Raw genomic sequence first — 23,604 nt, 5'->3', positions numbered from 1 at the left:
GTTATAACTCACATCTTGCACCCTTTCCTAGAACAGGCAAGATGCCTGTTCCACAAAGAGTAGATTTTCTTCTTGTGGAACGGGCATCTTGCCTGTTCCACAAAGAGTAGATTTTCTTCTTGTGGAACGGGCATCTTGCCCGTTCAAAAGGCTTATTGAAAAGGGTACATCTCAGTTATAACTCACATCTTGCACCCTTTTCAATAACAGGCAAGATGCCTGTTCCACAAAGAGTAGATTTTCTTCTTGTGGAACAGGCATCTTGCCTGTTCCACAAAGAGTAGATTTTCTTCTTGTGGAACGGGCATCTTGCCCGTTCAAAAGGCTGATTGAAAAGGGTGCAACATCTCAGTTATAACTCACATCTTGCACCCTTTTCAATAACAGGCAAGATGCCTGTTCCACAAAGAGGGAATTTTCTTGTGGAACAGGCATCTTGCCTGTTCATAACAAGCTATAAGCAGCGCGTCAAATCACTTTTCGCGTCAGTATTAATTATCAAAAAAACGCCGATTTTAGAGCTTTATTTTCAATAAATCTCTAATCGACCTAGCCGAAAACCCGATTAGGTTTCAAAATCGGATTTATTATCAATATAAGCTGTAGCGCATTTAAATTGTATGTTGCACGGCGAGGTGGAAAAAGCGTCAAATCCTCTCGCCTTCTCCCCTCTCTCCTTCCCCTCGTCAGCCATAACAGGCAATGTATATGGGTAGCAACTAAAAGCGGGGCTTAGTTGCTGCCGGTAAAAGTCACTAGGGGGAATCTTGACTGAGCTTCAGTCATTGGGCGCCGTCTGCCTTCCTCTTGCCAGTAGTTGATGACTTCTGTGGCTTGGTTGAGGATTTCGACGCGATCGTTATCAGCAATCCAGTGTTTGGCTTCGAGTTCGTTTTTGAGGTCTTCCCAGGCATCTTTGCGAGGCCAGAAAAAGTAGGATGTCAGCGGGCTAGTTCCTTTGCCGACAACTTGGTCAACGGCGAGGGCAACATTCTCTTCTAGCCAGAGAACTTTTAAGATGAACTTGGACAAGCAAACCTCCAGGGTTCCGATCGAACTTGTTAAAAATTTCTACAATCGCTAAGCGTAGCACACTCTGTTCGATAATTGGTCATCGGCCATGAAAAGTTTTGTGGCGCGGCTGGTTTTAGCGCCAATCAGGGGCTGGGAACAGATAAAATTTGGGTTCTCACCCCCCCTAGGTACAAGGATAGTTAAGCTGTGAACAGAGTTATTTTAGTCTTCGACATTGACGGTGTGGTGCGGGATGTGTCCGGTTCCTACCGGCGGGCGATTGCGGATGCGGTGGAACATTTCACGGCGGGTGCTTTTCGCCCGAATTCTCTCGATATCGACTCTCTGAAGTCTGAGGGTGTGTGGAATAATGACTGGCAGGCGTCTTTCGAGTTAGTTTGCCGTTATTTTGAGGGGATTGGGCGATCGAGAAACGAACTCGCTCTCAACTATGATGAATTAGTGGCTTTTTTCCAAAGTCGCTATCGCGGGCCTGATGAGAAAAATTGGACTGGTTATATTTGTGACGAACCGCTGTTGTTAAGTCCGGCTTACCTGGAAAATTTAACGGTTGGGGGCATTGTTTGGGGCTTTTTTAGCGGGGCGATGCGGGATGAAGCTGCTTATGTTTTGTCAGGGAAACTGAGTTTAAATTCCCCGGTGTTGGTGGCGATGGAAGATGCACCGGGAAAACCCGATCCGGCTGGACTTTTCGCGGCAATTGAACAGTTGGAAAACCTGCAGGGTTTAGAAAAAAATTTGCCCGTGATTTACGCGGGAGATACTGTTGCCGATATTTACACGGTTGTGAAGGCGCGGGAAGTGCAACCAAATCGGGTTTGGCTGGGGGCTGGAATTTTGCCGCCTCATGTTTTGGATGATGCTGAGCGCTGCGAGGCTTATGCTGCGGTGCTGAAAAATGCTGGTGCAGCAGCGGTTTTTAGGAATGTGGAGGAGTTGACGGCTGCGCGGATTTGGGAATTAGTCAGTTGTTAGTTGTCAGTTGTCAGTTGTCAGTTGTCAGTTGTTAGTTGTCAGTTGTCAGTTAACTAATAATCAATAACCAATGACAAACAAATGTAATTTTGTTAAAAAATTTGGCAGCTTATTCTATTGACAAGTAAATGTAGTTTTGTTACATTTATTTGTCAATTTTTGCATCTTTGAGTTGACAATATCTGCTGCTGCGGCTTAGTACAGAGTAGAGGTCAAACTCTAGGAGAAAGCAACTATGTTAGTTTCGCGATCGAGTGCTAAACAACCTACGCCGGAAGAAACTCGGCAACTAGAAAAGCTCCAAGTCCAAATCGAGCGAGCTGTTGCTAACGGCAAGATATCTAAGCAAGAAATGGAAGACATCAAGAGAACGATTTGGGCGGACGGAAAAGTTACTGTTGAAGAACTGGAACTATACAGAATATTGGTGACAGATAGGATTGTTTCTGGAGAAGTTGAATACGAGTTTTGAGAATAAAGAAGTTTGGCAACGAGTGGTGTACTGGTGAATATTGAGGAAAGAAAGAAGAAAGAAAGAAGAAAGAAGGAGGAATAATTATGATTGTTTTTCAAGAGTTTATTTACTGCTAGCTTATACCATTTCTCTAAAATCGTGCAACACTCTTCGACCCCCCCTAGCCCCCCCTTGCCAAGGGGGGGAACAAGAATACTGTTGCATTCTTTTTTAAAATTGGTATTAGGATGAAATTTGGCAATTCTTTGGAGCATCCCTTTTAGGAATTATACGCCACAATTATGGGGATGCTCGCAATTTTTCATGGGTGTTTTGAGATTATTTCAAGTGCAAGAATTTGTCTAATGCACTGACTGCAAGTGGTGGCCAGCGGCGGTTATTGGCAACCCAATCGAGGTCTTTGTAGCGGGAGTCGAGGCCGATGGCTGCTACCCAATTGCTCTCAGCTTCGCCGCGATTTCCTGTTTCCCAAAGACAGGCGCTGAGGGCGGCTCTCATGTCGGCAAATTGGGGGTATCTGCGGACGATGTTTTTCATGTTGCGAATTGCTTCTTTGGTTTGCCCGTTTTGATAAAGTGCGAGGGCGTGGTTGGCACGGGCAAAGGCGTATTCGGGGGCTAGTTCAAAGGCTTTGCTGTAGTCGGCTATTGCTTGTTCCCATTTTCCTAAACCTGCTTCGGCGTTGCCTCGGTTGTTGTAGGCGGCTGGATCTTGGGAGTCTAATTCTAGTACATGATTGTAGTCGGCGATCGCCTCTTCCCAGCGTCCTAAACCTTCTAGGGCGGTGCCGCGGTTTAGGTAGGGATCGGGGGCGTCAGGTGCTAGTTCGATCGCTCTTTCGTAGTCGGTAATAGCGGCTTGTAGTTTGTTTTGGCTGACTCTAGAGTTGCCTCGGTTGCTCCAAGCGGCGGCTTGTGAGGGAAATTTGTCAATGATTTGAGTCCAAAAAGTTTCTGCGGCGGGAAATTTGCCTTCATTTGTAGCTTCAAAAGCTTTTTGAACGAGTTCTCCCAATTCCTGTTGAGGATCGGTGATATCTGTTGGTTGTACTTGTGCGGCTACGGGGGCGATATTTCCCAACCATACTAACCCGGTTACAATTAATACTGTAAAAAATGTCAAAAGTGAGCGAATCATCGTTGTTGGTCGTTTAAACTTTACTTAGCATATTATTAACCGAATTTGCGGGCGTTGGTTAGAAGATGTTTGAAAAGTCTCGGCGACGAGAATCGACCGGACATAATATGAGATGTTGCACTATTCTCAATTACTTGTTTAGGAACAGGCAAGATGCCTGTTCCACAAAGAGTGAATTTTCTTGTGGAACAGGCATCTTGCCTGTTAAGCGAGAATCGACCGGACATAATATGAGATGTTGCACTATTCTCAATTACTTGTTTAGGAACAGGCAAGATGCCTGTTCCACAAAGAGTGAATTTTCTTGTGGAACAGGCATCTTGCCTGTTAAGCGAGAAGGGTGCAAGATGTGAGTTTTAACCGCCAGTTTGTGTAGTTGGTAAGGATAATTTGGTGAAAAAACGGTTGCTAATTTTGGGCGGGACGGGGGATGCTGCTGAATTGGCGGCAAGAGCGTCTCAAATTGCTGATATAGAGGTGGTTTCTTCGCTAGCAGGACGCACTCAAGAGCCTTTTACCCCAAAAACGGGTACGGTGCGAATTGGCGGGTTTGGTGGGGCGGCTGGGCTGGCGGCGTTTTTGCTCGTTAGCGGAGCCCTAGGAGACGATCGCCCGATCGACTTCTTAATCGATGCTACTCATCCGTTTGCGGCTCAGATTTCTGCTAATGCTGCTGTTGCTGCTGCTGAGTGTAATGTGCCCTATTTGATGCTGGTGCGTCCTGCTTGGGAGAGGGTGGAGGGCGATCGCTGGATTGAAGTTGCGGGCCACTCGGAGGCTGCAAAGGCTTTATTAGGGCAGTCTCAGCGGGTGTTTCTGACTATTGGTAGGCAGGAATTGGCTGCTTTTGCTGGTTTGGATGCTATTTGGTTTTTGATGCGGGCGATCGATCCTCCGGCACTCAATACTCCTATTCCTAATGGTAAATTGTTGTTAGCAAGGGGGCCTTTTTCTTTGGAAGATGAGCGCCAATTGTTATTAGAATATCAGATTGATACGATTGTTAGTAAAAACAGCGGGGGCGGTGCTACTTATGCGAAAATTGTGGCGGCTAGGGAACTGGGAATTCCGGTGGTGATGGTGCAGCGGCCGCCGATTGCGGATGTTGAGCAGGTTGCTGATGTTGAAGGGGCGATCGCTTGGTTAGTTAAGCAGTTATCAGGACTTTGGTAACTTGGTGTTCGATTAGCGGAACCATGATTTCTAATGTTCTTTTGCTGTAGGAAAGTCGGGATGCGCGACTTTCTCCCAATTCTGTTAGTAGGGTTTCAAACATCGGCCAGGTGATGTCTTTTAGTAATAGTTGAGTTCCTGGCTGGATGATTATTTGTTTTAGTTCTAGCTGCATATTTTGACTTTTTTAATTTGATTTGAAATATGAAATAATTTAAGTTAATAGATTTTAGCAATTCTGCACTTAGGCGGAATTGATGTTATGTATTAAAACTAAATTTATTTAAAACGAGGGTACAGTCCTGCAATCATTTCCTTCAGCAGTTCGCATTCCTCCTAGCAGAGTTTCCACGATCGCACACTGCTTTGTACCGCCACCGGCAGGAGCAACTGTTACCACAAGAGGTAATGTGGGATTGGTTGAAGTCTGTGGATCGACTACACCGTTATAATTAAAAGTAAGTGAGGTAGCAGCCGTGCACTGGGCATTGGGAGGACAGCTAGCAGCAGAAAGCTTAACCTGTCCTTGTTTAATTTCGCCTCCACCATTGAAAGTCACTGTTTGTAGGGGAGAAGTTTGGGGTGGAGCTGTGTTAATAGTAGCTGTTGGTGGGTCAAAAGGAGCAGTAGTAATATTAGAGAATGTAATTACTCTATCGCTCTTAGTTCGCTTGGCTTCGCTTTGTACGGTTCGCAAGGTTTGGAGGACTCGATCGTTCACAGTGCGAACTCTTTGTCTGTTGATGAATCCCAGCCAACCGGGAGCGGCGATCGAGCTTAATATACCTACGATTAACGCTATCACGAGCACTTCTAGAAGCGTGAATCCTCCATCATCTTTTCTGGATGCAGTTTTGTTGAAATTAGGGCTGGGCTTGGCAGCACACTTATGCAAAAGTTTTAATAATATTGGTGGGGTTTTCATGGTAATCTCCTATTGTTTATCGGCGGGCGGCGATTCGGAAATGTGTTTCAGGCCTAACTTATTTTCCTACCGCACCGAAACCTTGTACTTGAACGGTTGCGGTTGGGAAATATGCCGAATTGTTGGCGCTGGAAAGAACATTACTAGGTTCAAGGCGACGCAGGCTATTTCCTCTGAGCGTAACTCTGGCTATGTTTCTCGCTGTATCTACACAAGCGTAGAAGCTATTTCTACCTTCTGTATCAGTTACTTTTAGAGTGCCTTCTCCGATTGCTGTTGAAGTTTTTGGATCGGTAGGATTACCAAGAGCAGTCGTGCATGGAGTCAATATCGACCCTGAACCGTGGTCTATGTAGTTAACCAGTACCTCTGGCTTGGTTGCCCCAGATGTAGCATTTGTCAGCCCCCCCGTAAGTGTCACATTTTGGGTAGGTTTAGTAAAGTCAAAATCTTTATTAAAAGCTGGATCTGGTTGTTGAGTATCTTCGTCTGTATCAGCCTTGTTGTAGTAAGGAAGATTAGTATCTCCCGCAACCGGGTCAGGTTTTCTTACTCCATCCCTAATTTCATAGCGAGCAATACGGGTAGGACAATTGCCTCCTGAAGGCTGACACCAAGTAGGGTCATTGTCTTTAAACTGGTAGTAGGCAACTAATGACAATACATAGGTGTCGTTGCATTTAGTAGCGTCGCAGTTTTTTGGGATCGTGCCAGAGTTAATAGGAACAGAAGTTTTAATTTGTTGCCGCTTCCAGAATACCAGGATCGGAATTTTAGTGGCATCGGTAGCAGCAGGAAGTTGACTTTTAATGCCAGTAACTGTAACGCTGCCGCGGGTTCCTCCATTGATATCTATATTGTCGTAAATATAAATAGCTTGGCTCAAATCTTGGGCTATGAAATCAACTGCGGCCTGAAGGTCTTGCTCGGTGTTGGACTTGACTTGTTCCCTCCTGTCGGTATTCAGCATATCGACTACAAAACCGAGCATCGGCGTGATGATTAAAAACGCCATAATTGCTCCGACTAATAGCTCGACCAGAGTCATGCCCTTTTCTGTTTGTTCTGGCCCTGAGCGGTTTCGCTGGTGCTGAGTTTTGAGAAGCAACCTGAGTAAAGTTTTCATTTTGACTGTTTCCTTTGGCGAGTCGTTGGGAGGGATTTTCATCTAATAACACTCACTGTAATTATGGGCATACAGTAGTTTATGGTGTTTATTTGAGGCGCTCCAAGATTGACTTATACGAAGGATTTCCGGTAGCGGGAATCTCTGTAGACATTTCTACTACTGGCATTGTCCGATCGCCCAAACCTGAACCCACAACAGATTGCTTTTTCGCATTCTTTGGAGCCTTCAAAGTTACAGTGCCATCAAAGGAATCAGCCCTGTAAACCCGGACTAAGAGCTGGTATCCTTTTGAGGTGGGATCGCCACCAGTAATAGATGTATCTTTATTTAGCCAAGCGCCCTGAACGCGAAAGTCTTTGTTGCTACTGGGGGAACAACCTCCTCCATCCATGTCAACGCAGTATGTCTCGCCGACGGTAGGAACTCGTGCACCCGCCAAATCACCTGCAGGTGCCTGTATTGGGAAACCCGATCCTGCTACACCGGGTTTTATAGCACCTGTTCTGAGAGCGTTGATATAAGCTGTAGCCGCCTGGGTGGCCAGTTCCGTCCGCCGCGCTTGGACGCGAGTTGCTACTGAGAAGGCCATCACGGGGGCGATCGCAATCATCAGGACGGAAACTACAATCATCGCTACCAACGACTCAATAATCGTGTAGCCACTATCTCGTGACTTCGATTTTGGGGCACAAATGTCAGATTTACTCTCGGCCTGCTGACCGACGAATTCTGTTTTAGTCTTTGCCCCCTTGAATAACAAGGGTTGTGAGTAGCTGTTGTCTTTTAGTAGTTTATTCATGGTTAGGCACCTGCTTTGAGTTTGCAGAATGAATTAGTTGGGCGCAAATCGCTACTGACAACTGGTGTTGTCCCCGTCTTATCGAAAGCACACATCAAACTTTGTACCCAGTCATCATTGCGAGGTACTTCTCTGAAAAATTCCGCCGGTGTAGTCTTTGTGCTAGGAGCCGTAAACCGTTGGGTAAACAAGTCGGGTGCTTGAGATAATAGGCCGACATCAAAGCCCCAATTCCGACCGGGCGGACTGAAGAAAGGAATTGAACCGCTACCGTTAGAAGTCTTGTAACTATCGGGATACCACCGAGTAGCCAGAGTACAGCTCGCAACTGTCGTCGGACAGAAAGCACTGCGAGGAAGAGAATTCCCTAACCGCGACAAGAAGGGTGCGGTACTATAGGCACTGCGATTTAACTGAATGAATGAACCTATAATTTTGGTAGTAACTGCGCCATCTCTCCAGTTTTCAATGAAGCGGGGCAAGTTTTGCAGACCGCCATTAAACTCACCTGTAGTGGTATTTGGTATTTTCCGTGAAGGAACGTCTCCTGACCCAACTATTAGATTGAATTCTTGAATGTTCGGAGATGCAGGTGTTGGTAGCAGCCACTTCGTTAGTTCGACGATTTGACCTTCTTGTAGTACGCCTGCTGTTGGAACACTATTTGTTGCATGAATTTGCAACACCGGCATTAATAGCGGCTGCTGCTTTAGATTTGATGTGATTGTTGCTGGTGCTACGTCCCCATCTATAAATTGAAACTTACTTGACGCATTTAAAGCTGTGGCCGCGTTGAGAAAAAACGGGGGCTGTGCACTACCGAAATCTAGAGGGGGGGTACTAGCCGTTGCCGAGGCAAACCAGAGAGAGTTAGGCTGCGGAGGTGGCGGGGCGGTAGAGCTGTCATAGTCTGAAATTGTGTTACCATTAAGTCCTAAAGCTGTTACTTTAGTGTTAGTTGGAGTACCATCTAAATCATTACTCGCAGTCCTTTTAAAAGCAACTCGACGGGGAAAGCGTTGCAATTCTGTAGCCGGAGGCCTAGCAGTTGTTCCTGCTTTATGAGTAGCCGCAGCGAAAGTTGTAGGCATCGCATCTGTTTTTAGTGCAGCACCTGGATCGACATACCAATCATTTTCCGTACAGGCCGAAACAGGCAGCTTTGGGCAGACTTCCATTAAATACTCTGGATAATCCCCGCGTCGCTGGATAGGCGTTACAAAGTTATTGAAGTAAGAACTATTTAGACCATTACCATTAATAGTCCGGTAGCTAGTGTCCGTCAGTCTTGTGCCGCCCCCATTAAGAACACCAGTAGTATCAAATACTCCGCTACTGAGTCCATTGGTGACAAAGTTATTGTTGTAAAATCCTTGATTGCGGCGAAGCTGAGTAGCAGGCTGAGGAGCTGGTAGACTGGCAATAGTAGAAGTACCAAATGTCGCCCCGCCTGCATTATTTCTCAGATCAAAATCTCCCTCATTGCGGAAGCCTTCACGGAAAGTGCCAGAAAGTATGGTGACAGCATCCCCCAGCACCGTTGCGGGTCGCCAGTAATCACCCGTACAATTACGAAGCCGCGGGTCGCCTTGACGACAGGCAAAGCTTTCATTGAGGTTACTGCGAGCATAGAAGCCAGTACCCGCACCGTCTGTAAACTCTTGTTGGGTGTGTTTGTTAAACTCTCCTTTGATATAAACTGGCAAATTTGATACCAGGGTTAAGCCTTTTTCTTTTACCACGTCTTCCACAGTAGTAACTCCTGCAGGGGTAGCGCCCCCCCGGAACAGCTTTTCTCCATTGATTAGCATAATCCCGTTCGGACGGCGGGTAGGGTCGAGGCGAGAGTCTGTGGGACTAACGGTTTTGCTTTTATCTTCATCAAAAACGCCTGAACCTGCGCTGGTTTCTTTTCGCTCGCTGCGATCGGCTAGCGCATCGTCTCTAGTGGCATAAATGATGCCACTGTTGGGCAGCAAATACTCTGGTGAGGGCCCTGTGGCAATGTTCTTTGTAATTGTCTTCCGCAATTCGCCTATATCCAAGACAGTAGCCCGAATTTCTAGGGGTTGCCGTTCTTCCAGGGCGAGGTCGTATTTTCCTGATAATTTGGCTTTTTGATTTCCTGTTAGGGGACTGCTGAGGGTAAAGGTTTCGTCAACATTGGTAGCTGAGTCGTTGCGGTCTATGGCCTTAATGTTTCGCGCATCCAAAAATGCCACTTCCTTGATCGCGCCGTCAGGAATAGCAGGAACAGGCTTAGCATCCAAGGTGAAACCGGGCGTAACCAAAATGCCAAAGGCGCACATTGTAGCGTCAATGGCTGCGTTATCCGCCAAGGTTCGACTAGCTGGAGCCTTCAGCAAAGCATTTCTTAAAGGCTCATTGGCAAAGCGACCGTTAGGGAAAACGTAATTTGCTTGCTTCTCTAGTTCAGTTGGGCTCGCGCCTCCCAGTAAGCCGGTGGTTGCATCTTTTACAGAAGCAGCGGGTCTTGGCGTAGTAGCAGTAGGAGGGCCGTAAACTACCCCGTTGTTTGAGCCGATTAGAGCGTCGCGCGTCCCTGCTCGCGTAGTCGTTCCCGGTAGGAAATCGCCGCTGACATCTGGAAGGGTTGTACCGAAGTTTCTCGCTGTTGAAGAGGTACTGGGGTCGTAATAACTGCTGATGCAGGCAATGGGGGTTTGACGATCGGGTTTAGTAGGATCGTAGGCATTATCTGCATAGTGATAAACTGCTGTTGCTCGCATCCGCAAATCGCCTTTGGCATACTTGCGTGTGTTGGGGTCAATGGTACTACCCCCTGCTGGTAGCGCTGCTGAAGTGGCAGGAAATGGAATAGTAGGCAGCGCCCAACTGTTCGCAGGTGCAACAGTATCAGCAGTCCCATTGTTATAAACTTTTTGCACTCCGAGTACAGGCGACATAGGCATAGTGTCCGGCCAGACAATAGGGTATGTTTCTGTAATTCCTGTAGTGGCCGGATCGTCGTATGTCGCTGATGCTTCTACCGCAGTTGTTGTCGGATTGTCCCATCCAGGCGGGGGTAGAAAAGAATCCACACGTTCGTAAACCCCGCCCCCTGTGACTACCCGTAGACCCCCAACGCCATCAACTGGTGTTTCAGGTGCTTGGGCGGCTGCTAGTTCCCAGAATCCCCCGCGGTCTGTCGATCCCACGTCAGCGAGTTCCGTCACGCGAGGGGTGCGAGTACGTACTTCTGTAGTGTCGGCCCCGTTTTCATCTTGCCAGAACCCGACAATTGTTTGTGGCGGTTCTAACCCGATAAATTTGGGCGGTGTACTGGTCTCGTCCCACCGCTGCTGTGGTAAGTTGTTGCCTACTTGGATGCGATCGCCCAGAAGTTTTTCATTGGTAGGTTCTAAAGTGGGGTTTACTGCTGGTAGATTAACCAGTTGGATACCACTGGGCCCTGCAAGACTTCCGCTAATCGCAGTTTCCGCCGGTGGTTTATTAAGCAGGTTCCACTCAGTTATAGGGCCCAGAGTATCCCCAGTACCCTGTATGACAGTTGAGGGAGTTACAGTGGTGTCTTCTTTAAAAGGCACTTTCCGCATTCTTGCTTTAAAGTAACCCTCCAGCGCTCGTCTGCGGCTAGTGACAAAATCGGGCCCTTTTGTAAGTTGCTGGACTGAGAATGGATCTGCTGCTATTGGATATGTATAGCTATTTAAGGCTGGAGGAGTCGGAGTAGTGCTGGCAATCCATGAGTCTACTAGATTTGAGAGGCGCTCGGAGTAACCTTGGTTGTTGTAAAGTACGTCTAATTTATCGGTGGTAGTGGATGCGCTAAGTGTTTTTGTAGTTGGCTGTCCACCTAGTGTAAAAAGATCCACGCTCACATCTTTAGCGGGAGTGACAACCCCAGCATTAACTACATTGCCACTAACAATTATCTTGCTGTTTTCTTGCTCATAAAAACAAGAATTGGGGCTGCTGACTTGAAATAATTTTAAGTTCGCGCGTGTGGTTGCGAAAAAATTGCTATTGGTAAATATCCGCCCGTTTATACTAAAATCAACCCCAGCAGATAGTTCTAAGTCATCTTCATAAACAACCGCATTATTACTGAGGGGAATCCGATTTTGGTCTTGCTGGTACTCTAGAGCCGAAAAGCTTGGAGTTCCTTTAAACTCTTCATATTTTGTAGTATCCAGCCCCGCTATGCCCGTCTTCGTGATGGGTAAATTAACTGTGTAAACAAAGAAGCTTTTTTTCAGCCTGCCTTCCGATTTATACCAGCCAGAATCGCCTACCAAACTAGCGCTAGTACCAGCCGCTGCAGCACACCTGGGATCTGCTATCTTCCCGGTCATCGGTGGAGTTCTTGCCTCTAAAGGCTGTCTTGCTCTGATAAAACTCCCTGCATCTGGCGAAGTCGTTTTGCGCTCTGGACTGCGGAAGAAAATACCATAAAGTGTAAAAGTGTCAAACTTGCCGTTGTTGTCGGTATCAACCGCATATCTCCATGCAGTATTTATCTGTTCGTCTTTTTCCGCATCTGGGAGCTTCGTAGAGTCAAAGGGAGCGACTGTACCATTCCCGTCGAGGTCATACTTAACTGTCAGCCGATCTTCACCACCGAATGTATAAATATCCTGAGCTGAAGCAGTAGCCGACATCATCCGGTACATTTCATTGTCGGAGGGAGTAGCTGTCGGTCTTTGCGGGTCTTCCTGCAGCATAAACTGAATTTTCGCTTTCGCCCGATCGAGCGCGGGAGTCGCGGCCGCCAGCACCTGCTGGTTCACGCGCACGTTACGCGCCGTATTAGCCCGATCGAACGATCGCAGCGTGATCGCCACTGTCAACAATATCACTACCAGCAACACCATCGTCACCGTCGGCAGCACAAACCCCGCCACCGGCAGTCTCGCCCTCCGGCCCATAGCCATCAGGGTTTGCAGCATTGCTCTCATCAGCCGCTTGGCACCGGATCTGGTAACACCAGCAATCCGCCGCAGCAGGGATACGATAATTTTGGATAATTTGCTCTTAAACATTGACGCCTTCCTGAATAATTTCAGAGATGGTATTGCTGGTAATTACTGCTCGACAGTACAATCCCATCTTTATTGTTCCCATTTTCCACAACCTGCATATCAGCCTCTTGCACAAATTTAAATTTGTACTTTGGCTGAAAAATAAAACCCACAAACCCGCAACCAAAATCGCCGCCGATAATATATTTTTCAGCGAAAGATTTGCCCCCCACGAATTAGATATTCCTAACTCCACTCTAATCTAGTTAAATTGAAATGTCAGTGGTCAGAGCCAGAGTGAATTCGATCGCCCAAAAACACGGATCACGATCATAGACGATGTATTTCCCAGCCCGCCCCGGCAGGCATTGTTTGTCTAGGCTCGGTTTCAACCACCGGAATCTAGAATGTAGAGTGGGCGATCGAATTGTGGTTAAGCCTGTGATACCAATTTTATATGAGGCCCCGTAGAATCTGATCCCCCCTAACCAAGGGCGGGCACGGGGGCACCGCCCCTACTAAGGGGGGGACAAGATTCTTCTCAAAGTCAACCCCTACTCCCCTTCTTAAGGGGGATGCGAGGGGGATCGAAATATATGCAACTTCACATTAAATTGGTATGAGTGGGATCAAATCTCAATTGGGCGATCGAATTTTCGTAATGCCCCCAAGTGCGATCGAATTTTCGTAATGCCCCCAAGTGCGATCGAATTTTCGTAATGCCCCCAAGTGCGATCGAATTGCTGTAATACCCCCAAGTGCGATCGAATTGCCGTAATGCCCCCAAGTGCGATCGAATTGCCGTAATGCCCCCAAGTGCGATCGAATTGCTGTAATACCCCCAAGTGCGATCGAATTGCTGTAATGCCCCCAAGTGCGATCGAATTGCTGTAATGCCCCCAAGTGCGATCGAATTGCCGTAATGCCCCCCAACCCGCCGGCGGTTAAAAACCCCCGTCTCATAGCTAAAGTCCTCTTGCATAGGACTAATCAAATATTAAGATATTAGATAGATAAATATAGCAATCCTAAATGATTCAGATAAATTTGTAGGGGTAGTGCCCCCGTGCCTACCCCCTATCTATCGGGCAACCACGGGGGGATTGCCCCTACAATAATTATGCAAATGATGCAAGGATTGCTATACATCTTCAGTCCTTTTCAAAGGACTTGCGCTATGAGACGCGGGTTTTAACCCCCGGCGGACTATAGGTACAAATGCCAAATCCGAAACACTGTCAGTACAACTGCAAAATATAAAACATACAACCCATGAAACAACCCCCCAAACCCCCCGACTTCATCATCATCGGCGCCCAAAAAGGCGGCACAACATCCCTGTACCATTACTTAATCCAACATCCCCAAATCGCCCCCGCAGCCCAAAAAGAAATCCATTACTTCGACTTAAAATTCGACAAAAGCCCAGACTGGTACTATGCCCAATTTCCCCAGCCCCAAACAGGCGAAAACCTACTAACCGGAGAAGCCAGCCCCTACTATATCTGTCACCCCCAAGTTCCCCAGCGAATTTATGATTTATGTCCGAAAGTTAAAATAATCGCCCTGCTGAGAAACCCCGTAGAACGCGCAATCTCCCACTATTATTACTATATCAAAATAGGCTACGAATCCCTATCATTAGAAAGTGCGATCGCCTCCGAACCCGAAAGACTCCAAGGCGAAATAGAAAAACTCATAGCCAACCCAAACTACTACAGTTACGAACACCAACACCACAGTTATCTAACCCGCGGCATTTACGCCGATCAACTCCCAGCCTGGATGAAACTTTTTCCCAAATCACAACTTTTAATCCTCAAAAGCGAAGACTTATATACCAATCCCTTCGGCACATACAACAGCGTCTTAGAATTTCTAGAATTGCCGCCGCACCAACTACAAACCTACGAAAAATACAACGCCACCCAATATCCGCCCATCAACGAGACAATATACGAGCAATTGAGAGCATATTTTCGATCGCACAACCAAAGACTAGCCGAAATGTGCGATCGAGACTTCGGCTGGGATTAATCATTTCGGGAATTGTAGGGGCGGGTTCACCCACAATAATCGTCAATAATCCACAATCTCGTAAACCCGCCCCCACCCAACGGTAAATCGCTCTATACGTTTGGATGATGGGATGAAATCAAGGTTGATGTAGGTTATTGGTGGGGAGGGGGCGGGTTTATTTAGATTGTTTGTATTTGTGAGATATTGTTGGTGAACCCGCCCCTACAAATCTTTTTCTCAAAATAGCTTGACATTCCTACCAGTCTGTGCTAGCTTATCCAATAGTATTGTGTTTAATCCACAAATCGCAGCACTTCACCCATGTTCACAGCCAAGTTCACAGCCAACAGCTATTTTTATTTTTGGTGCAGCCAAGTTCGCCCGGAGTGAATTGGTAATTCACTGTGAACATCCGGGCGAACCGCAGATTAACACCTGCGGTTTTGTTTTTTCTACTTCTTTTCCCAAAAACCAATCCAGTACAAGCGAAAACAGCAATGACATTATTCAGTAACTGGTACAACAGCTTTTATTTTTGGCCCAACAAAAGTTCTGGGTAAATTGTCGCGCTGTCTTTTCGCACCAACCCGGAACTCCTAAAAGTTCCGGGTTTTTTGTTGTCAACCACCCACTTAAATTTCCAGGAAAATACCCTCATGTTAGAAGCCAAACTCGTAACCAAATCTCATCCAGAACACCAAACAATTGTCAAACTCTCAGAAACAGTCTCAGTCGGCGGCCAAGAATTATTAATCATCGGCGGCCCCTGTACCGTCGAAAGTTCCGCACAAATGGAAACAGTCGCCCGCCAACTATCCGCCGCCTCCGTGCAAGCTTTGCGAGGCGGAGTCTACAAACCCCGCACTTCTCCCTACTCTTTCCAAGGCATGGGAATTGAGGGACTCGAAATTTTAGCCGATGTCAGCCGGCGTTACGGTTTACCCGTCGTGACAGAGGTAATGTCGATCGCCCAAATCGAGCCAGTAGTCACCTATGCTGATATGCTGCAAGTAGGCAGTCGGAATATGCAAAACTTCGAGTTACTAAAGGCGATCGGTCAAGCCGGAAAACCAGTCCTACTAAAACGCGGCTTATCAGCCACAATCGAAGAATTTGTGATGGCCGCCGAATACATTCTCAGTCACGGAAATCCTCATGTAGTTCTGTGCGAAAGAGGCATCCGCAGCTTCGACAATTACACCCGGAATGTATTAGATTTAGGTGCAGTCGCAGCGCTGAAACAGTTAACTCATTTGCCAGTAATTGTAGACCCTTCTCACGCCGTCGGCAAGCGAGAATTAGTCGCACCACTAGCCAAAGCAGCGGTTGCTTGCGGTGCAGACGGATTAATTATTGAGTGTCACCCGCAACCAGAAAAATCAGTTTCTGACGCGCGGCAAGCTCTTTCTTTGGCAGATATGGTAGATTTAGTTGCGAGTTTGCGGCCTGTAGCCACCGCCGTTGGCCGCTGCATACCCGATATTAAGTCATTAGTCATTAGTCATTAGTCATTAGTCATTAGTTATTAGTCATCAGTCATTAGTCGGCGCCGCAGGACTTGGCTTTTTTAGTCATCAGTCATTAGTCATTAGTCATTAGTCATTAGTCGGCGCCGCAGGACTTGGCTTTTTTAGTCATCAGTCATTAGTCATTAGTCATTAGTCATTAGTCGGCGCCGCAGGACTTGGCTTTGGTAGAGTCAGAATTTATTCGGGCGCACTTTTGCTTGGAAAGCGAAATTAGATTAAAATAAAAGCACAATCAATACTGTCATCTACAATATTTGGCTTTTATTATGGCAATACTACTTAACGTTCCCTCGATCGTCTGCTCCGGCTGCGCTGATACAATTACCAAAGCCATCAAAACTGTTGACTCCGAAGCTACTGTCAATGTGGATGTCGCAGCTAAGACTGTTACGGTTGAGGCTCAAGCTTCTGAAGAGTCAATTTCACAGGCGGTTGTTGCTACGGGCCACACCGTCGAAGATTAATATTGAGTTGGGTGGGGGCGGGTGTACAAGATTATTAATCTTAAACCGAAATTATTGGTAAAAGCCGCCCCTACAGAATTTTAAATCGATTAGCAATGCCCACTGCCCACTGCCCACTGCCCACTGCCCTGTTTGGCCAATGCCCACTGCCCAATGCCCAAAAGATTATTCTTCGTCTAAGTGTTCGGCGACTGCTTGGTAAAGTTCAAAAACGTGGCGATCGAGTAAACTATAAAAAACTTGTCTCCCAACCTTGCGGTAACTTACCAACCGCATCGCCCGCAAAGCCCGCAACTGATGCGATACTGCTGACTCGCTCATACTCAACGCCGCAGCCAAGTCACACACGCACAGTTCTTGTTTTGCCAAAACCGACAGCAGCCGCAGGCGATTCGCATCACCCAAAAGACTGAAAAACTCAGCCATCCGCTGCGCTTTTGCGGTGTTGAGCACTTGTGTTTGGATGTCCCCGGCCCGCACACTGTCAACTAAGTGCGGTCGATCGCACATTGGTGTATCGTTTTGTTCGTGAGTCTGACTTATCGCTCCATTAACAGCAGAGTTGGGTGACATCTTTTCCCGGCTAGTTTTAATTCTCATTTTCATTTTAGTGCGATCGACCCACCTTTTGTAACAAAACTTTTACATTCCCTTGACTAATATCTGAATATGTGTTCAGATATTAGTAGAGACAAACAAATCCAGCAGGAGAAGCTCAAATGACTACCGCCACCCAAACAAAATGTGCCTGTCCTTCATGTTCGTGCGTTGTCAGCCCCAGCGAAGCCATTGAAAAAGACGGCAAAACATACTGTTCCAGTGCTTGCGCTGACGGGCACCCCAACGGCCAAGGCTGCGGCCACACCGGCTGCGAGTGCCACAAATAAATATTCGGCTTCAAAAAAGGTTAATCACCAACTGCCAAATATATCTCAAGGGAGATGCGAACACCGCATTTCCCAATTTTTTTGCTTTTAGGTTAAAGAAAAGTTAAGATAAAGCTAACTTAAGGTTAAAACTGCATTAATAGACTAAATACAGAGCGAAAAAGCACAATTGCTACTTACGCAATACAATAGAAGCAAGTTAGCGCCGCGATACTGAGTACAAATAGTGCTATTAACAGCAGAGACGGAACCAAAAGTTGAATACCAAAAGTTTAATTAGGAGGGGGCAATGAAAGAGCGGGAAGATTTTTTACATCCTCGCAATCGCTACTACGGTGATTTCACGCCAGAAAACTTGGCGTTTAATGCCAACTTGCAGGAGTTTGCTCAAAAAATAACTTATATTTGCTCGCTGGAAACAGGGGGGAAAATTAGTGCTGAGAAAGCCTATAAAGATATTAAGATGCTTTGGAAAGACTTAAAATCCTCTAAGAAGCAATTGGGAATTGGCCAAAACCCCCCCAGTACCGAGGAGCAAAATTCACCTTAAAGTCATCGCAGCCAACGCAGCGTTTGCAATCGAAAACCCCTGCGATTGCAAAGGCTGCATTTTGCTGCGTACCCAGCCAAGGTAAGGTGCTTGCGAGTAGGCGAACTTTAGAAAATCTATGGTTTGGGATTTGGTGCAGTTTCTCCGGAAAAGGAACTACAATTGCCACCGAGGCCAGAAATAATCGTGCAAGTATTAGTTTTCAGCATTCCCTGATATGTATCAGCACCGGTGCCGGGGCCGCCCAACTCGTCGCTGTAAAGTTCCTTGTCCCAAATTTTGACATTTGCCTCCCTCGCCACAGTCTCCATCAACTTCGGATTAGTTGTAGTTTCAGCAAAAATTGTCGGCACTCCTGCGGTCTTAATTTCTGAGGACAATTCGGCAATTCTTGCTGCGGTGGGCTGTTCCTCTGTCGTCACACCCTGCAAAGCTCCAGCCATCTCCAAACCGTAAGCATCGGCATAGTAACTCAGAGCATCGTGAGTGGTTACTAACTTGCGTTTTTCTGCTGGAATAGTCGCAATTTGAGCTTTAATCCAAGTATCTATTTTTTGCAACTCATCTGTTAAGCTTGCTGCATTTTTTGTAAAAAGTTGAGCATTGTTGGGGGAAACTTTGATCAATTCATCCCGAATTGTTTCTACCATACGGATGCCATTTTGAGGGTTATGCCAAACGTGAGGGTCAGGGACTTTTTCGCCTTCTGCATGAGATTTGTTTTCCCCTTTCTCTTCGCCGTGTTCGTGCTCGTGTTCGCCCATCAGCGGTTTGGGAACAGCGAGTTCGTGTACGGCGATTTTGGGTGCGGAGTTGGTACTAGATTCAATTAACTTAATGATGCTGGGTTCGTGGTTGTAGCCACCGTATAAAATCAGATTGCCCGTTTCAATCGCTTTGCGGTCTTCCGGCTTGGTTTGATAGGCGTGAGGGTCGTCTCCCGGCTTGATTAGACAGGTGGTGTCGATCGAACTTTGAGCGATTTCTTTAGTTAGGTTGCAGATAACGCCAGTCGTGGCGACGACTTTGGGCAAGTTGGCGGCGGGACTGGCTTGAGTTTGAGTTGCGGCGGGACTCTCTGACACTCCATTACTTGCGTTCTGTGCTCCACTGCACGCAACCACTCCGCAACCAATTGCCAAAACAGCCGTACCCCACAATCTGCGGGTTTTTCCAGCCAAGTTCTTTAACATTTTCACCTTTGGAACGATAATCATTATTGCTTTTTCGAGTTATCCTATTCTAGTAGCTACGAACAAGAATCGTTCTCAAAATCTCTAATTATGCTAGAAGTGCAAGACTTGGCTGTCAATTATCGCGGAATTGCGGCCCTCAACAGCGTGAATTTCCAGTTAGATCCCGGACAATTAACCGGTGTGTTCGGCCCCAACGGCGCGGGGAAAAGCACGATGGTGAAAGCGATGCTGGGATTGATACCCACCTGTCGCGGTTTGGTCAAATATCAGGGGCGGCTGCTGAAGGAACAGTTGTCGCGGGTGGCTTACGTGCCGCAGCGATCGCAAATTGACTGGGATTATCCGATTACGGTGTGGAATGCGGTGATGATGGCGCGAACTGTCCAGACTGGTTGGTTTCGATCGCCCTCGAAGCAGTCCCAAGAATTGGTCAAAGCCGCTTTGCTGCGGGTGGGAATGTGGGATTTGCGCGATCGACAAATTGGCGAACTGTCTGGCGGACAGCAGCAGCGGATTTTCTTAGCAAGGTCGATCGCCCAACAAGCCGATTTATTTTTTTTCGACGAGCCATTTAACGCGATCGACAAAGCAACAGAAGAAATTATTTTCGATATTTTTGCAGAACTCAAAGCAGAAAATAAAACATTGCTAGTAATCAGCCACGATTTAGGCGAAACTTTAAAACAGTACGACAATTTATTATTGCTAAATAAGCAGTTAATTGCAAGTGGTACCTGCCGGGAAGTGCTCACCGCAGCCAATATTCAAAAAGCCTATGGATACGATTTAAGTTTAGTTTCAGCGTAAGCCAAAAAAGATTTATCTTTAAAATTGATAGTGGCACGGGCGTCCCGCCTGTGAAGTGGATTGTGGCACGGGCGTCCCGCCTGTGCAATTGATAGTGGCACGGGCGTCCCGCCTGTGCAATTGATAGTGGCACGGGCGTCCCGCCTGTGCAATTGATAGTGGCACAGGCATCCCCCCTGTGCAATTAATTGATAGTGGCACAGGCGTCCCGCCTGTGCAATTAATTGATAGTGGCACGGGCGTCCCGCCTGTGAAGTGGATTGTGGCACGGGCGTCCCGCCTGTGCAATTGATAGTGGCACGGGCGTCCCGCCTGTGCAATTGAGTGTGGCACAGGCATCCCGCCTGTGCAATTGAAGGTGGTTGAAAAAATCCTATTATTGACGTAATTCAATGTTAAACCTACTAATGGAGCCGCTAAAATTCGAGTTCATGCGAAATGCGATCGCCGTCGGCATTTTGCTAGGAATTCTCTGCGCCGTTGTCGGCTCCTACTTAATTGTACAGCAAATGGGAATGATGGTTGACATGATAGCCCATTCAGTATTAGCAGGATTGCCGGTGGCTTTTTCTTTAGGTTTCAATATTTCGATCGGCGCCTTTATATCGGGAATTATCAGCGCGGTAATTATGGCGTGGATTCAATCGCAATCGCGCCTAAAAATTGATGCAGTCATGGCCTTAATTTTATCTACATTTTTAGCCATTAGCGTCACCTTGATTAGCTTATTGCGGACAACAAAATTAGACTTAGACGGGTTTCTGTTCGGGAATATCTTGTCAGTTGCACCGACGGACGTGCAGCAGACTGTGGTGATAACTTTGATAATTTTGGCGACGGTTAAAATCTTTTACAAAGAACTGCTATTCTATACTTTTGACCCTCTGGGGGCGCAAGCGTCCGGTTTACCTGTAAACTGGATTTATTTGGGGATGATTTCGGCGATTACGCTGACGATTGTTGCGAGTTTGCAAACTGTGGGGGCGCTGTTAGTAATTTCGCTATTAATCGGGCCGGGAATTACGGCGTATTTGTTGGTAAAAGAGCTACATTTAATGATGGGATTAGGAGCAATTATTGGGATTATAGCTAGCGTGACTGGTATGTATCTCAGCTATTATTTGAATATGCCATCGGGGGCCGCCATTGTATTAGTTGTTTTTGGGTTATTTTTACTAGCTTTATTGTTCAGTCCCAGTCAAGGAATTTTGACAAGAAAGAGAGGAGAATGAGTACCGAAATGGTTAGTGAGGAAGGAGCGGGTTTTGTTGTGAGATTGTTGGCTATCGCCCCAATCACTAGGCTAACCCGCCCTACAAATTATGCGTTTTTTACGGTTAAGCTAATCAGCATTTAAATTGCATCTAAAAAAATAATTAGACTCTTTAGACTCTTGTGGGGAGTAGGGGTTGGGCTTCTAGCCCGCCCCCAATATGCAATTTAAATGCAGTACAGCTTACTTAGCTTGACAATAAGCTTCGTAAACGCCGTCAAGCAATAAGTTGATAGCAAAAGTTGCTTTCTCAGTTGCTAACAGCGCTTCCTGTTTTGCTTCTTCAGTTTGGCAAAGTTCTAACAGCGCTTCGCGGGTAGCTTCCGAGTGGAACTCGTCGGCTTTTTCGTGAACTTTAAAGAAAGACAAAGCAGCTTCGGAATCGATGCCGTAAAATTCCTTCAAACCAGCGATTTTGGTTGTAGAAACTTCGGGGATTTGCGCTTCGTAAGCGTAAAGGGCTGCTAAACCTGTGACGGGCGATTCGCTGCGCGCTAAGTCTTTGAGAATGCGAACGGATTCGCTGGTTTTTTCTAAGTGTTCGTGATCGATAACGGCATTTCTGTCTAAACCCAAACCTTCGGCAAAGCGCAGCCACAGTTCAGGGTGATTAGCAGCGCCTCTCTCTTCTTCTATCAGGTTTTCGAGGAGCATTTGACGAATTTTGATGTCGTCACAGGCGGCGTGCGTAGCGCTGACGTAGGTGGGGAAGTTGTGGACTTGCAGATAATATTCTTTGGCGTACTCTTGCAGCATTGCGAGGTCGAGTTTACCTTCGTTCCACATTTGGTAGAACGGGTGTTTCAGCAAGTGGTTTTGGTCGAGAATAGTGTTGAGTTGTTCGAGAAATTGCTGTTGGGTCATAATTGTCGATCGCCTTTGAGGATAGTGCAGCCACTAAAATGGTATTGTAATCTAGCATTTTGTCAAGACCAAGTTTTCAATTTTTATGTTTTGGTTCAACTGGTGCGCCCGTTATGCCAACTTAGCGTCGCCCGAAGCCTTGGCCGCGCATAGACTTTGACCAAACCAGCAATTCACCTCCACAGCCGCCGGCCACGAGAAATTGACCATCGGGATGCCATGCGAGACAGGAAAAACCGCCCTCTGCACCTTCTAGAATTTGCAGCAATTGTTCTGCTTCCCCCCACAAACAAACTTGACCATCTGCGGCGGCGGAAGCTAATAAAAATGTGCTAGGTTGAAAGGCGATCGCATTTACCACATTTTCATGCACCTCTAACGCCCAAGAATCCCAACCGACACTTTCATCAGCGTCTCTTTCCCAGACAGAAATACCTTGAGAACTCGAAGCAGCTAACAAAGGTGCACCCAAAGAATTAGTTTTATCCGACCAAGCTAACTCCCGAACTTTCCCCGGAAAACCCTGCATTACCCACGGTTCAAAATTGCCCCATTCATTAACAATGAGAGTATTGTCCATATTGCCACAAGCTAAATATTCTCCTTGTGGCGACCAAGCAATTGCACCGGTTGCAGAGGGTACTGATAAAATTTCCGGGTCTTCGTCCCAGTCTTCGCCATGCCAAACTTTGACACCTTGATAGCCGCTAACTGCCAGATATTGAACCATCGGATGCCATGCTAAATCGAGGATAGATGATGACTCGAAATTCAGCGTTACTTCAACAACATTATCCTCAACATTCCAGACTTGAACGTAGCGGCCCATACTGAAAGCTAACTGGTTGCAGTTGGGACTCCAAGCTAACTTATCAACCCAGACACGCTGGTTGTCCAAATCAGCAATTAATTCCCCAGAATTAACGCGCCAAATTTGCACCCGTCCATCTTGTCCGCCAGCAGCTAGGAATTGACTGTCGCGGGAAAAAGACAAGCAATCGGCTGATTTACCCGTGGCAGTTTGTAGCCTTTGCAAGGACAATTCATTAACTGCCCCTACTTTCGCCAGCATCACTTCGCCCGCAGCGGAACAGACGGCTAAAGTTTCGCCGTCAGGCGACCAAGTAACAGCAGTTACGTAGTCAGACAGCATTTCTTTAGCGTGAAATTGCAGGTTTAGTTCACTTTTATTTGTCTTTTTGTTACCCATATTTATTGAATCAGAGATGTTGCACTCTTCTTAAGAACGGGCAAGATGCCCGTTCCACAAGAGATGAATTTTATTCCTGTGGAACAGGCATCTTGCCTGTTCCCTCCCACAAAAGATGAATTTTCATCTTGTGGAACAGGCATCTTGCCTGTTC

Annotated in this window: 26 protein-coding genes; 13 read left to right on the top strand and 13 right to left on the bottom strand. The window is 46.8% G+C overall.

Annotation, left to right across the window (positions count from 1 at the left end; genetic code table 11):
* The first annotated feature begins 392 nt into the window (after nt 1-392).
* On the top strand, nt 393-536 hold the full coding sequence (locus tag QUB10_RS20050; protein WP_333204903.1) for a hypothetical protein: 144 nt from the start codon (nt 393-395) through the stop codon (nt 534-536).
* A 196-nt stretch (nt 537-732) separates the two neighbouring features.
* Here QUB10_RS20050 and QUB10_RS20045 read toward each other — a convergent pair whose 3' ends face one another.
* Nucleotides 733-1,044: a 30S ribosomal protein PSRP-3 gene (locus tag QUB10_RS20045; protein ID WP_333037125.1), complete on the bottom strand. Its 312-nt coding sequence runs from the start codon at nt 1,042-1,044 to the stop codon at nt 733-735.
* 177 nt (nt 1,045-1,221) lie between these two features.
* Here QUB10_RS20045 and QUB10_RS20040 point away from each other — a divergent pair, with 177 nt between their 5' ends.
* Nucleotides 1,222-2,010: a TIGR01548 family HAD-type hydrolase gene (locus QUB10_RS20040; RefSeq protein WP_333204901.1), complete on the top strand. Its 789-nt coding sequence runs from the start codon at nt 1,222-1,224 to the stop codon at nt 2,008-2,010.
* 235 nt (nt 2,011-2,245) lie between these two features.
* On the top strand, nt 2,246-2,482 hold the full coding sequence (locus QUB10_RS20035) for a hypothetical protein (protein WP_333204899.1): 237 nt from the start codon (nt 2,246-2,248) through the stop codon (nt 2,480-2,482).
* Between the two features lie 321 nt (nt 2,483-2,803).
* On the opposite strand, the gene QUB10_RS20030 is transcribed toward QUB10_RS20035, so the two are convergent.
* On the bottom strand, nt 2,804-3,622 hold the full coding sequence (locus QUB10_RS20030) for a tetratricopeptide repeat protein (protein WP_333204897.1): 819 nt from the start codon (nt 3,620-3,622) through the stop codon (nt 2,804-2,806).
* A gap of 35 nt (nt 3,623-3,657) precedes the next feature.
* Nucleotides 3,658-3,897 carry a hypothetical protein gene (locus tag QUB10_RS20025; protein ID WP_333204895.1) on the bottom strand — a complete coding sequence of 80 codons (240 nt, stop codon included), beginning with the start codon at nt 3,895-3,897 and terminating at the stop codon, nt 3,658-3,660.
* Nucleotides 3,898-4,015: 118 nt separating this feature from the next.
* Here QUB10_RS20025 and QUB10_RS20020 point away from each other — a divergent pair, with 118 nt between their 5' ends.
* The gene (locus tag QUB10_RS20020; protein ID WP_333204893.1) at nt 4,016-4,795 is read left to right on the top strand and encodes a cobalt-precorrin-6A reductase; all 780 of its coding nucleotides are present in this window, start codon (nt 4,016-4,018) and stop codon (nt 4,793-4,795) included.
* Here the strand turns inward: QUB10_RS20020 and QUB10_RS20015 are convergent.
* The 5 genes from QUB10_RS20015 to hpsA all read right to left on the bottom strand — a co-directional run bounded on the left by QUB10_RS20015 (nt 4,770) and on the right by hpsA (nt 12,672).
* Nucleotides 4,770-4,970: a hypothetical protein gene (locus tag QUB10_RS20015; RefSeq protein ID WP_333204892.1), complete on the bottom strand. Its 201-nt coding sequence runs from the start codon at nt 4,968-4,970 to the stop codon at nt 4,770-4,772. The two genes, QUB10_RS20020 and QUB10_RS20015, sit on opposite strands and share 26 nt — an antisense overlap.
* Before the next feature lie 108 nt (nt 4,971-5,078).
* The gene (locus QUB10_RS20010) at nt 5,079-5,720 is read right to left on the bottom strand and encodes a type II secretion system protein (protein ID WP_333204891.1); all 642 of its coding nucleotides are present in this window, start codon (nt 5,718-5,720) and stop codon (nt 5,079-5,081) included.
* 58 nt (nt 5,721-5,778) lie between these two features.
* Nucleotides 5,779-6,846, bottom strand: coding sequence for a hormogonium polysaccharide secretion pseudopilin HpsC (gene hpsC, locus QUB10_RS20005; RefSeq protein ID WP_333204889.1), 1,068 nt, complete (start codon nt 6,844-6,846; stop codon nt 5,779-5,781).
* An 88-nt stretch (nt 6,847-6,934) separates the two neighbouring features.
* Nucleotides 6,935-7,648 carry a prepilin-type N-terminal cleavage/methylation domain-containing protein gene (locus QUB10_RS20000; protein WP_333204887.1) on the bottom strand — a complete coding sequence of 238 codons (714 nt, stop codon included), beginning with the start codon at nt 7,646-7,648 and terminating at the stop codon, nt 6,935-6,937.
* 2 nt (nt 7,649-7,650) lie between these two features.
* A complete protein-coding gene (hpsA, locus tag QUB10_RS19995; protein ID WP_333204885.1) occupies nt 7,651-12,672 on the bottom strand; it encodes a hormogonium polysaccharide biosynthesis protein HpsA in 5,022 nt (1,673 codons plus the stop codon).
* A gap of 26 nt (nt 12,673-12,698) precedes the next feature.
* On the opposite strand from hpsA, the gene QUB10_RS19990 reads away from it, so the two are divergent.
* Complete coding sequence (locus tag QUB10_RS19990; RefSeq protein WP_333204883.1) at nt 12,699-12,917, top strand: hypothetical protein; 219 nt, start codon at nt 12,699-12,701, stop codon at nt 12,915-12,917.
* A gap of 338 nt (nt 12,918-13,255) precedes the next feature.
* Here the strand turns inward: QUB10_RS19990 and QUB10_RS19985 are convergent, their stop codons facing one another.
* The gene (locus QUB10_RS19985) at nt 13,256-13,633 is read right to left on the bottom strand and encodes a hypothetical protein (RefSeq protein WP_333204881.1); all 378 of its coding nucleotides are present in this window, start codon (nt 13,631-13,633) and stop codon (nt 13,256-13,258) included.
* A 290-nt stretch (nt 13,634-13,923) separates the two neighbouring features.
* Between QUB10_RS19985 and QUB10_RS19980 the strand changes: the two genes are divergently transcribed.
* From QUB10_RS19980 to QUB10_RS19965, 4 genes are all read left to right on the top strand, one after another.
* Complete coding sequence (locus QUB10_RS19980; RefSeq protein WP_333204879.1) at nt 13,924-14,688, top strand: sulfotransferase domain-containing protein; 765 nt, start codon at nt 13,924-13,926, stop codon at nt 14,686-14,688.
* Nucleotides 14,689-14,959: 271 nt separating this feature from the next.
* On the top strand, nt 14,960-15,184 hold the full coding sequence (locus QUB10_RS19975) for a hypothetical protein (RefSeq protein WP_333204877.1): 225 nt from the start codon (nt 14,960-14,962) through the stop codon (nt 15,182-15,184).
* A gap of 142 nt (nt 15,185-15,326) precedes the next feature.
* Nucleotides 15,327-16,178 (top strand): 3-deoxy-7-phosphoheptulonate synthase, encoded by an 852-nt coding sequence (gene aroF / locus QUB10_RS19970; protein WP_333204875.1) that lies wholly within the window; start codon nt 15,327-15,329, stop codon nt 16,176-16,178.
* A gap of 287 nt (nt 16,179-16,465) precedes the next feature.
* Entirely contained in the window at nt 16,466-16,663 is a 198-nt protein-coding gene (locus QUB10_RS19965; RefSeq protein ID WP_333204873.1) for a heavy-metal-associated domain-containing protein, read from the top strand.
* A gap of 165 nt (nt 16,664-16,828) precedes the next feature.
* Here the strand turns inward: QUB10_RS19965 and QUB10_RS19960 are convergent, their stop codons facing one another.
* Nucleotides 16,829-17,236, bottom strand: coding sequence for a metalloregulator ArsR/SmtB family transcription factor (locus tag QUB10_RS19960; protein WP_333204871.1), 408 nt, complete (start codon nt 17,234-17,236; stop codon nt 16,829-16,831).
* Between the two features lie 146 nt (nt 17,237-17,382).
* Here QUB10_RS19960 and QUB10_RS19955 point away from each other — a divergent pair, with 146 nt between their 5' ends.
* Nucleotides 17,383-17,550, top strand: a complete 168-nt coding sequence (locus QUB10_RS19955) for a metallothionein (RefSeq protein WP_333081421.1) — start codon at nt 17,383-17,385, stop codon at nt 17,548-17,550.
* A gap of 289 nt (nt 17,551-17,839) precedes the next feature.
* Nucleotides 17,840-18,100: a DUF7219 family protein gene (locus QUB10_RS19950; protein WP_333055966.1), complete on the top strand. Its 261-nt coding sequence runs from the start codon at nt 17,840-17,842 to the stop codon at nt 18,098-18,100.
* A 116-nt stretch (nt 18,101-18,216) separates the two neighbouring features.
* Here the strand turns inward: QUB10_RS19950 and QUB10_RS19945 are convergent, their stop codons facing one another.
* Nucleotides 18,217-19,317 carry a metal ABC transporter solute-binding protein, Zn/Mn family gene (locus QUB10_RS19945; RefSeq protein WP_333204869.1) on the bottom strand — a complete coding sequence of 367 codons (1,101 nt, stop codon included), beginning with the start codon at nt 19,315-19,317 and terminating at the stop codon, nt 18,217-18,219.
* A 66-nt stretch (nt 19,318-19,383) separates the two neighbouring features.
* Here QUB10_RS19945 and QUB10_RS19940 point away from each other — a divergent pair, with 66 nt between their 5' ends.
* Both QUB10_RS19940 and QUB10_RS19935 read left to right on the top strand, forming a co-directional pair.
* Nucleotides 19,384-20,103: a metal ABC transporter ATP-binding protein gene (locus QUB10_RS19940; RefSeq protein ID WP_333204867.1), complete on the top strand. Its 720-nt coding sequence runs from the start codon at nt 19,384-19,386 to the stop codon at nt 20,101-20,103.
* A 392-nt stretch (nt 20,104-20,495) separates the two neighbouring features.
* Nucleotides 20,496-21,335 (top strand): metal ABC transporter permease, encoded by an 840-nt coding sequence (locus QUB10_RS19935; RefSeq protein WP_333204865.1) that lies wholly within the window; start codon nt 20,496-20,498, stop codon nt 21,333-21,335.
* A gap of 224 nt (nt 21,336-21,559) precedes the next feature.
* On the opposite strand, the gene QUB10_RS19930 is transcribed toward QUB10_RS19935, so the two are convergent.
* Nucleotides 21,560-22,240 carry a CADD family putative folate metabolism protein gene (locus QUB10_RS19930; RefSeq protein ID WP_333204863.1) on the bottom strand — a complete coding sequence of 227 codons (681 nt, stop codon included), beginning with the start codon at nt 22,238-22,240 and terminating at the stop codon, nt 21,560-21,562.
* 121 nt (nt 22,241-22,361) lie between these two features.
* Nucleotides 22,362-23,450 carry a WD40 repeat domain-containing protein gene (locus QUB10_RS19925; RefSeq protein WP_333204861.1) on the bottom strand — a complete coding sequence of 363 codons (1,089 nt, stop codon included), beginning with the start codon at nt 23,448-23,450 and terminating at the stop codon, nt 22,362-22,364.
* Nucleotides 23,451-23,604 lie beyond the last annotated feature (154 nt).

Source organism: Microcoleus sp. B5-D4 (genome assembly GCF_036705145.1).
GTDB lineage: Bacteria > Cyanobacteriota > Cyanobacteriia > Cyanobacteriales > Microcoleaceae > Microcoleus.
Note: the sequence above shows the minus strand (reverse complement) of the source record. Positions and strands in the feature narration are given on the sequence as shown.

Coding starts and splice junctions, on each gene's coding strand:
- QUB10_RS20050 (WP_333204903.1), top strand. CDS start 393: ATGCCTGTTCCACAAAGAGGGAATTTTCTTGTGGAACAGGCATCTTGC.
- QUB10_RS19950 (WP_333055966.1), top strand. CDS start 17,840: ATGAAAGAGCGGGAAGATTTTTTACATCCTCGCAATCGCTACTACGGT.
- QUB10_RS19985 (WP_333204881.1), bottom strand. CDS start 13,633: ATGCAAGAGGACTTTAGCTATGAGACGGGGGTTTTTAACCGCCGGCGG.
- QUB10_RS19945 (WP_333204869.1), bottom strand. CDS start 19,317: ATGATTATCGTTCCAAAGGTGAAAATGTTAAAGAACTTGGCTGGAAAA.
- QUB10_RS19925 (WP_333204861.1), bottom strand. CDS start 23,450: ATGGGTAACAAAAAGACAAATAAAAGTGAACTAAACCTGCAATTTCAC.
- QUB10_RS20030 (WP_333204897.1), bottom strand. CDS start 3,622: ATGATTCGCTCACTTTTGACATTTTTTACAGTATTAATTGTAACCGGG.
- QUB10_RS20015 (WP_333204892.1), bottom strand. CDS start 4,970: ATGCAGCTAGAACTAAAACAAATAATCATCCAGCCAGGAACTCAACTA.
- QUB10_RS19965 (WP_333204873.1), top strand. CDS start 16,466: ATGGCAATACTACTTAACGTTCCCTCGATCGTCTGCTCCGGCTGCGCT.
- QUB10_RS19935 (WP_333204865.1), top strand. CDS start 20,496: ATGTTAAACCTACTAATGGAGCCGCTAAAATTCGAGTTCATGCGAAAT.
- hpsA (WP_333204885.1), bottom strand. CDS start 12,672: ATGTTTAAGAGCAAATTATCCAAAATTATCGTATCCCTGCTGCGGCGG.
- QUB10_RS19930 (WP_333204863.1), bottom strand. CDS start 22,240: ATGACCCAACAGCAATTTCTCGAACAACTCAACACTATTCTCGACCAA.
- QUB10_RS20035 (WP_333204899.1), top strand. CDS start 2,246: ATGTTAGTTTCGCGATCGAGTGCTAAACAACCTACGCCGGAAGAAACT.
- hpsC (WP_333204889.1), bottom strand. CDS start 6,846: ATGAAAACTTTACTCAGGTTGCTTCTCAAAACTCAGCACCAGCGAAAC.
- QUB10_RS20010 (WP_333204891.1), bottom strand. CDS start 5,720: ATGAAAACCCCACCAATATTATTAAAACTTTTGCATAAGTGTGCTGCC.
- QUB10_RS19980 (WP_333204879.1), top strand. CDS start 13,924: ATGAAACAACCCCCCAAACCCCCCGACTTCATCATCATCGGCGCCCAA.
- QUB10_RS19940 (WP_333204867.1), top strand. CDS start 19,384: ATGCTAGAAGTGCAAGACTTGGCTGTCAATTATCGCGGAATTGCGGCC.
- QUB10_RS19955 (WP_333081421.1), top strand. CDS start 17,383: ATGACTACCGCCACCCAAACAAAATGTGCCTGTCCTTCATGTTCGTGC.
- QUB10_RS19990 (WP_333204883.1), top strand. CDS start 12,699: ATGGTATTGCTGGTAATTACTGCTCGACAGTACAATCCCATCTTTATT.
- QUB10_RS20000 (WP_333204887.1), bottom strand. CDS start 7,648: ATGAATAAACTACTAAAAGACAACAGCTACTCACAACCCTTGTTATTC.
- aroF (WP_333204875.1), top strand. CDS start 15,327: ATGTTAGAAGCCAAACTCGTAACCAAATCTCATCCAGAACACCAAACA.
- QUB10_RS19960 (WP_333204871.1), bottom strand. CDS start 17,236: ATGTCACCCAACTCTGCTGTTAATGGAGCGATAAGTCAGACTCACGAA.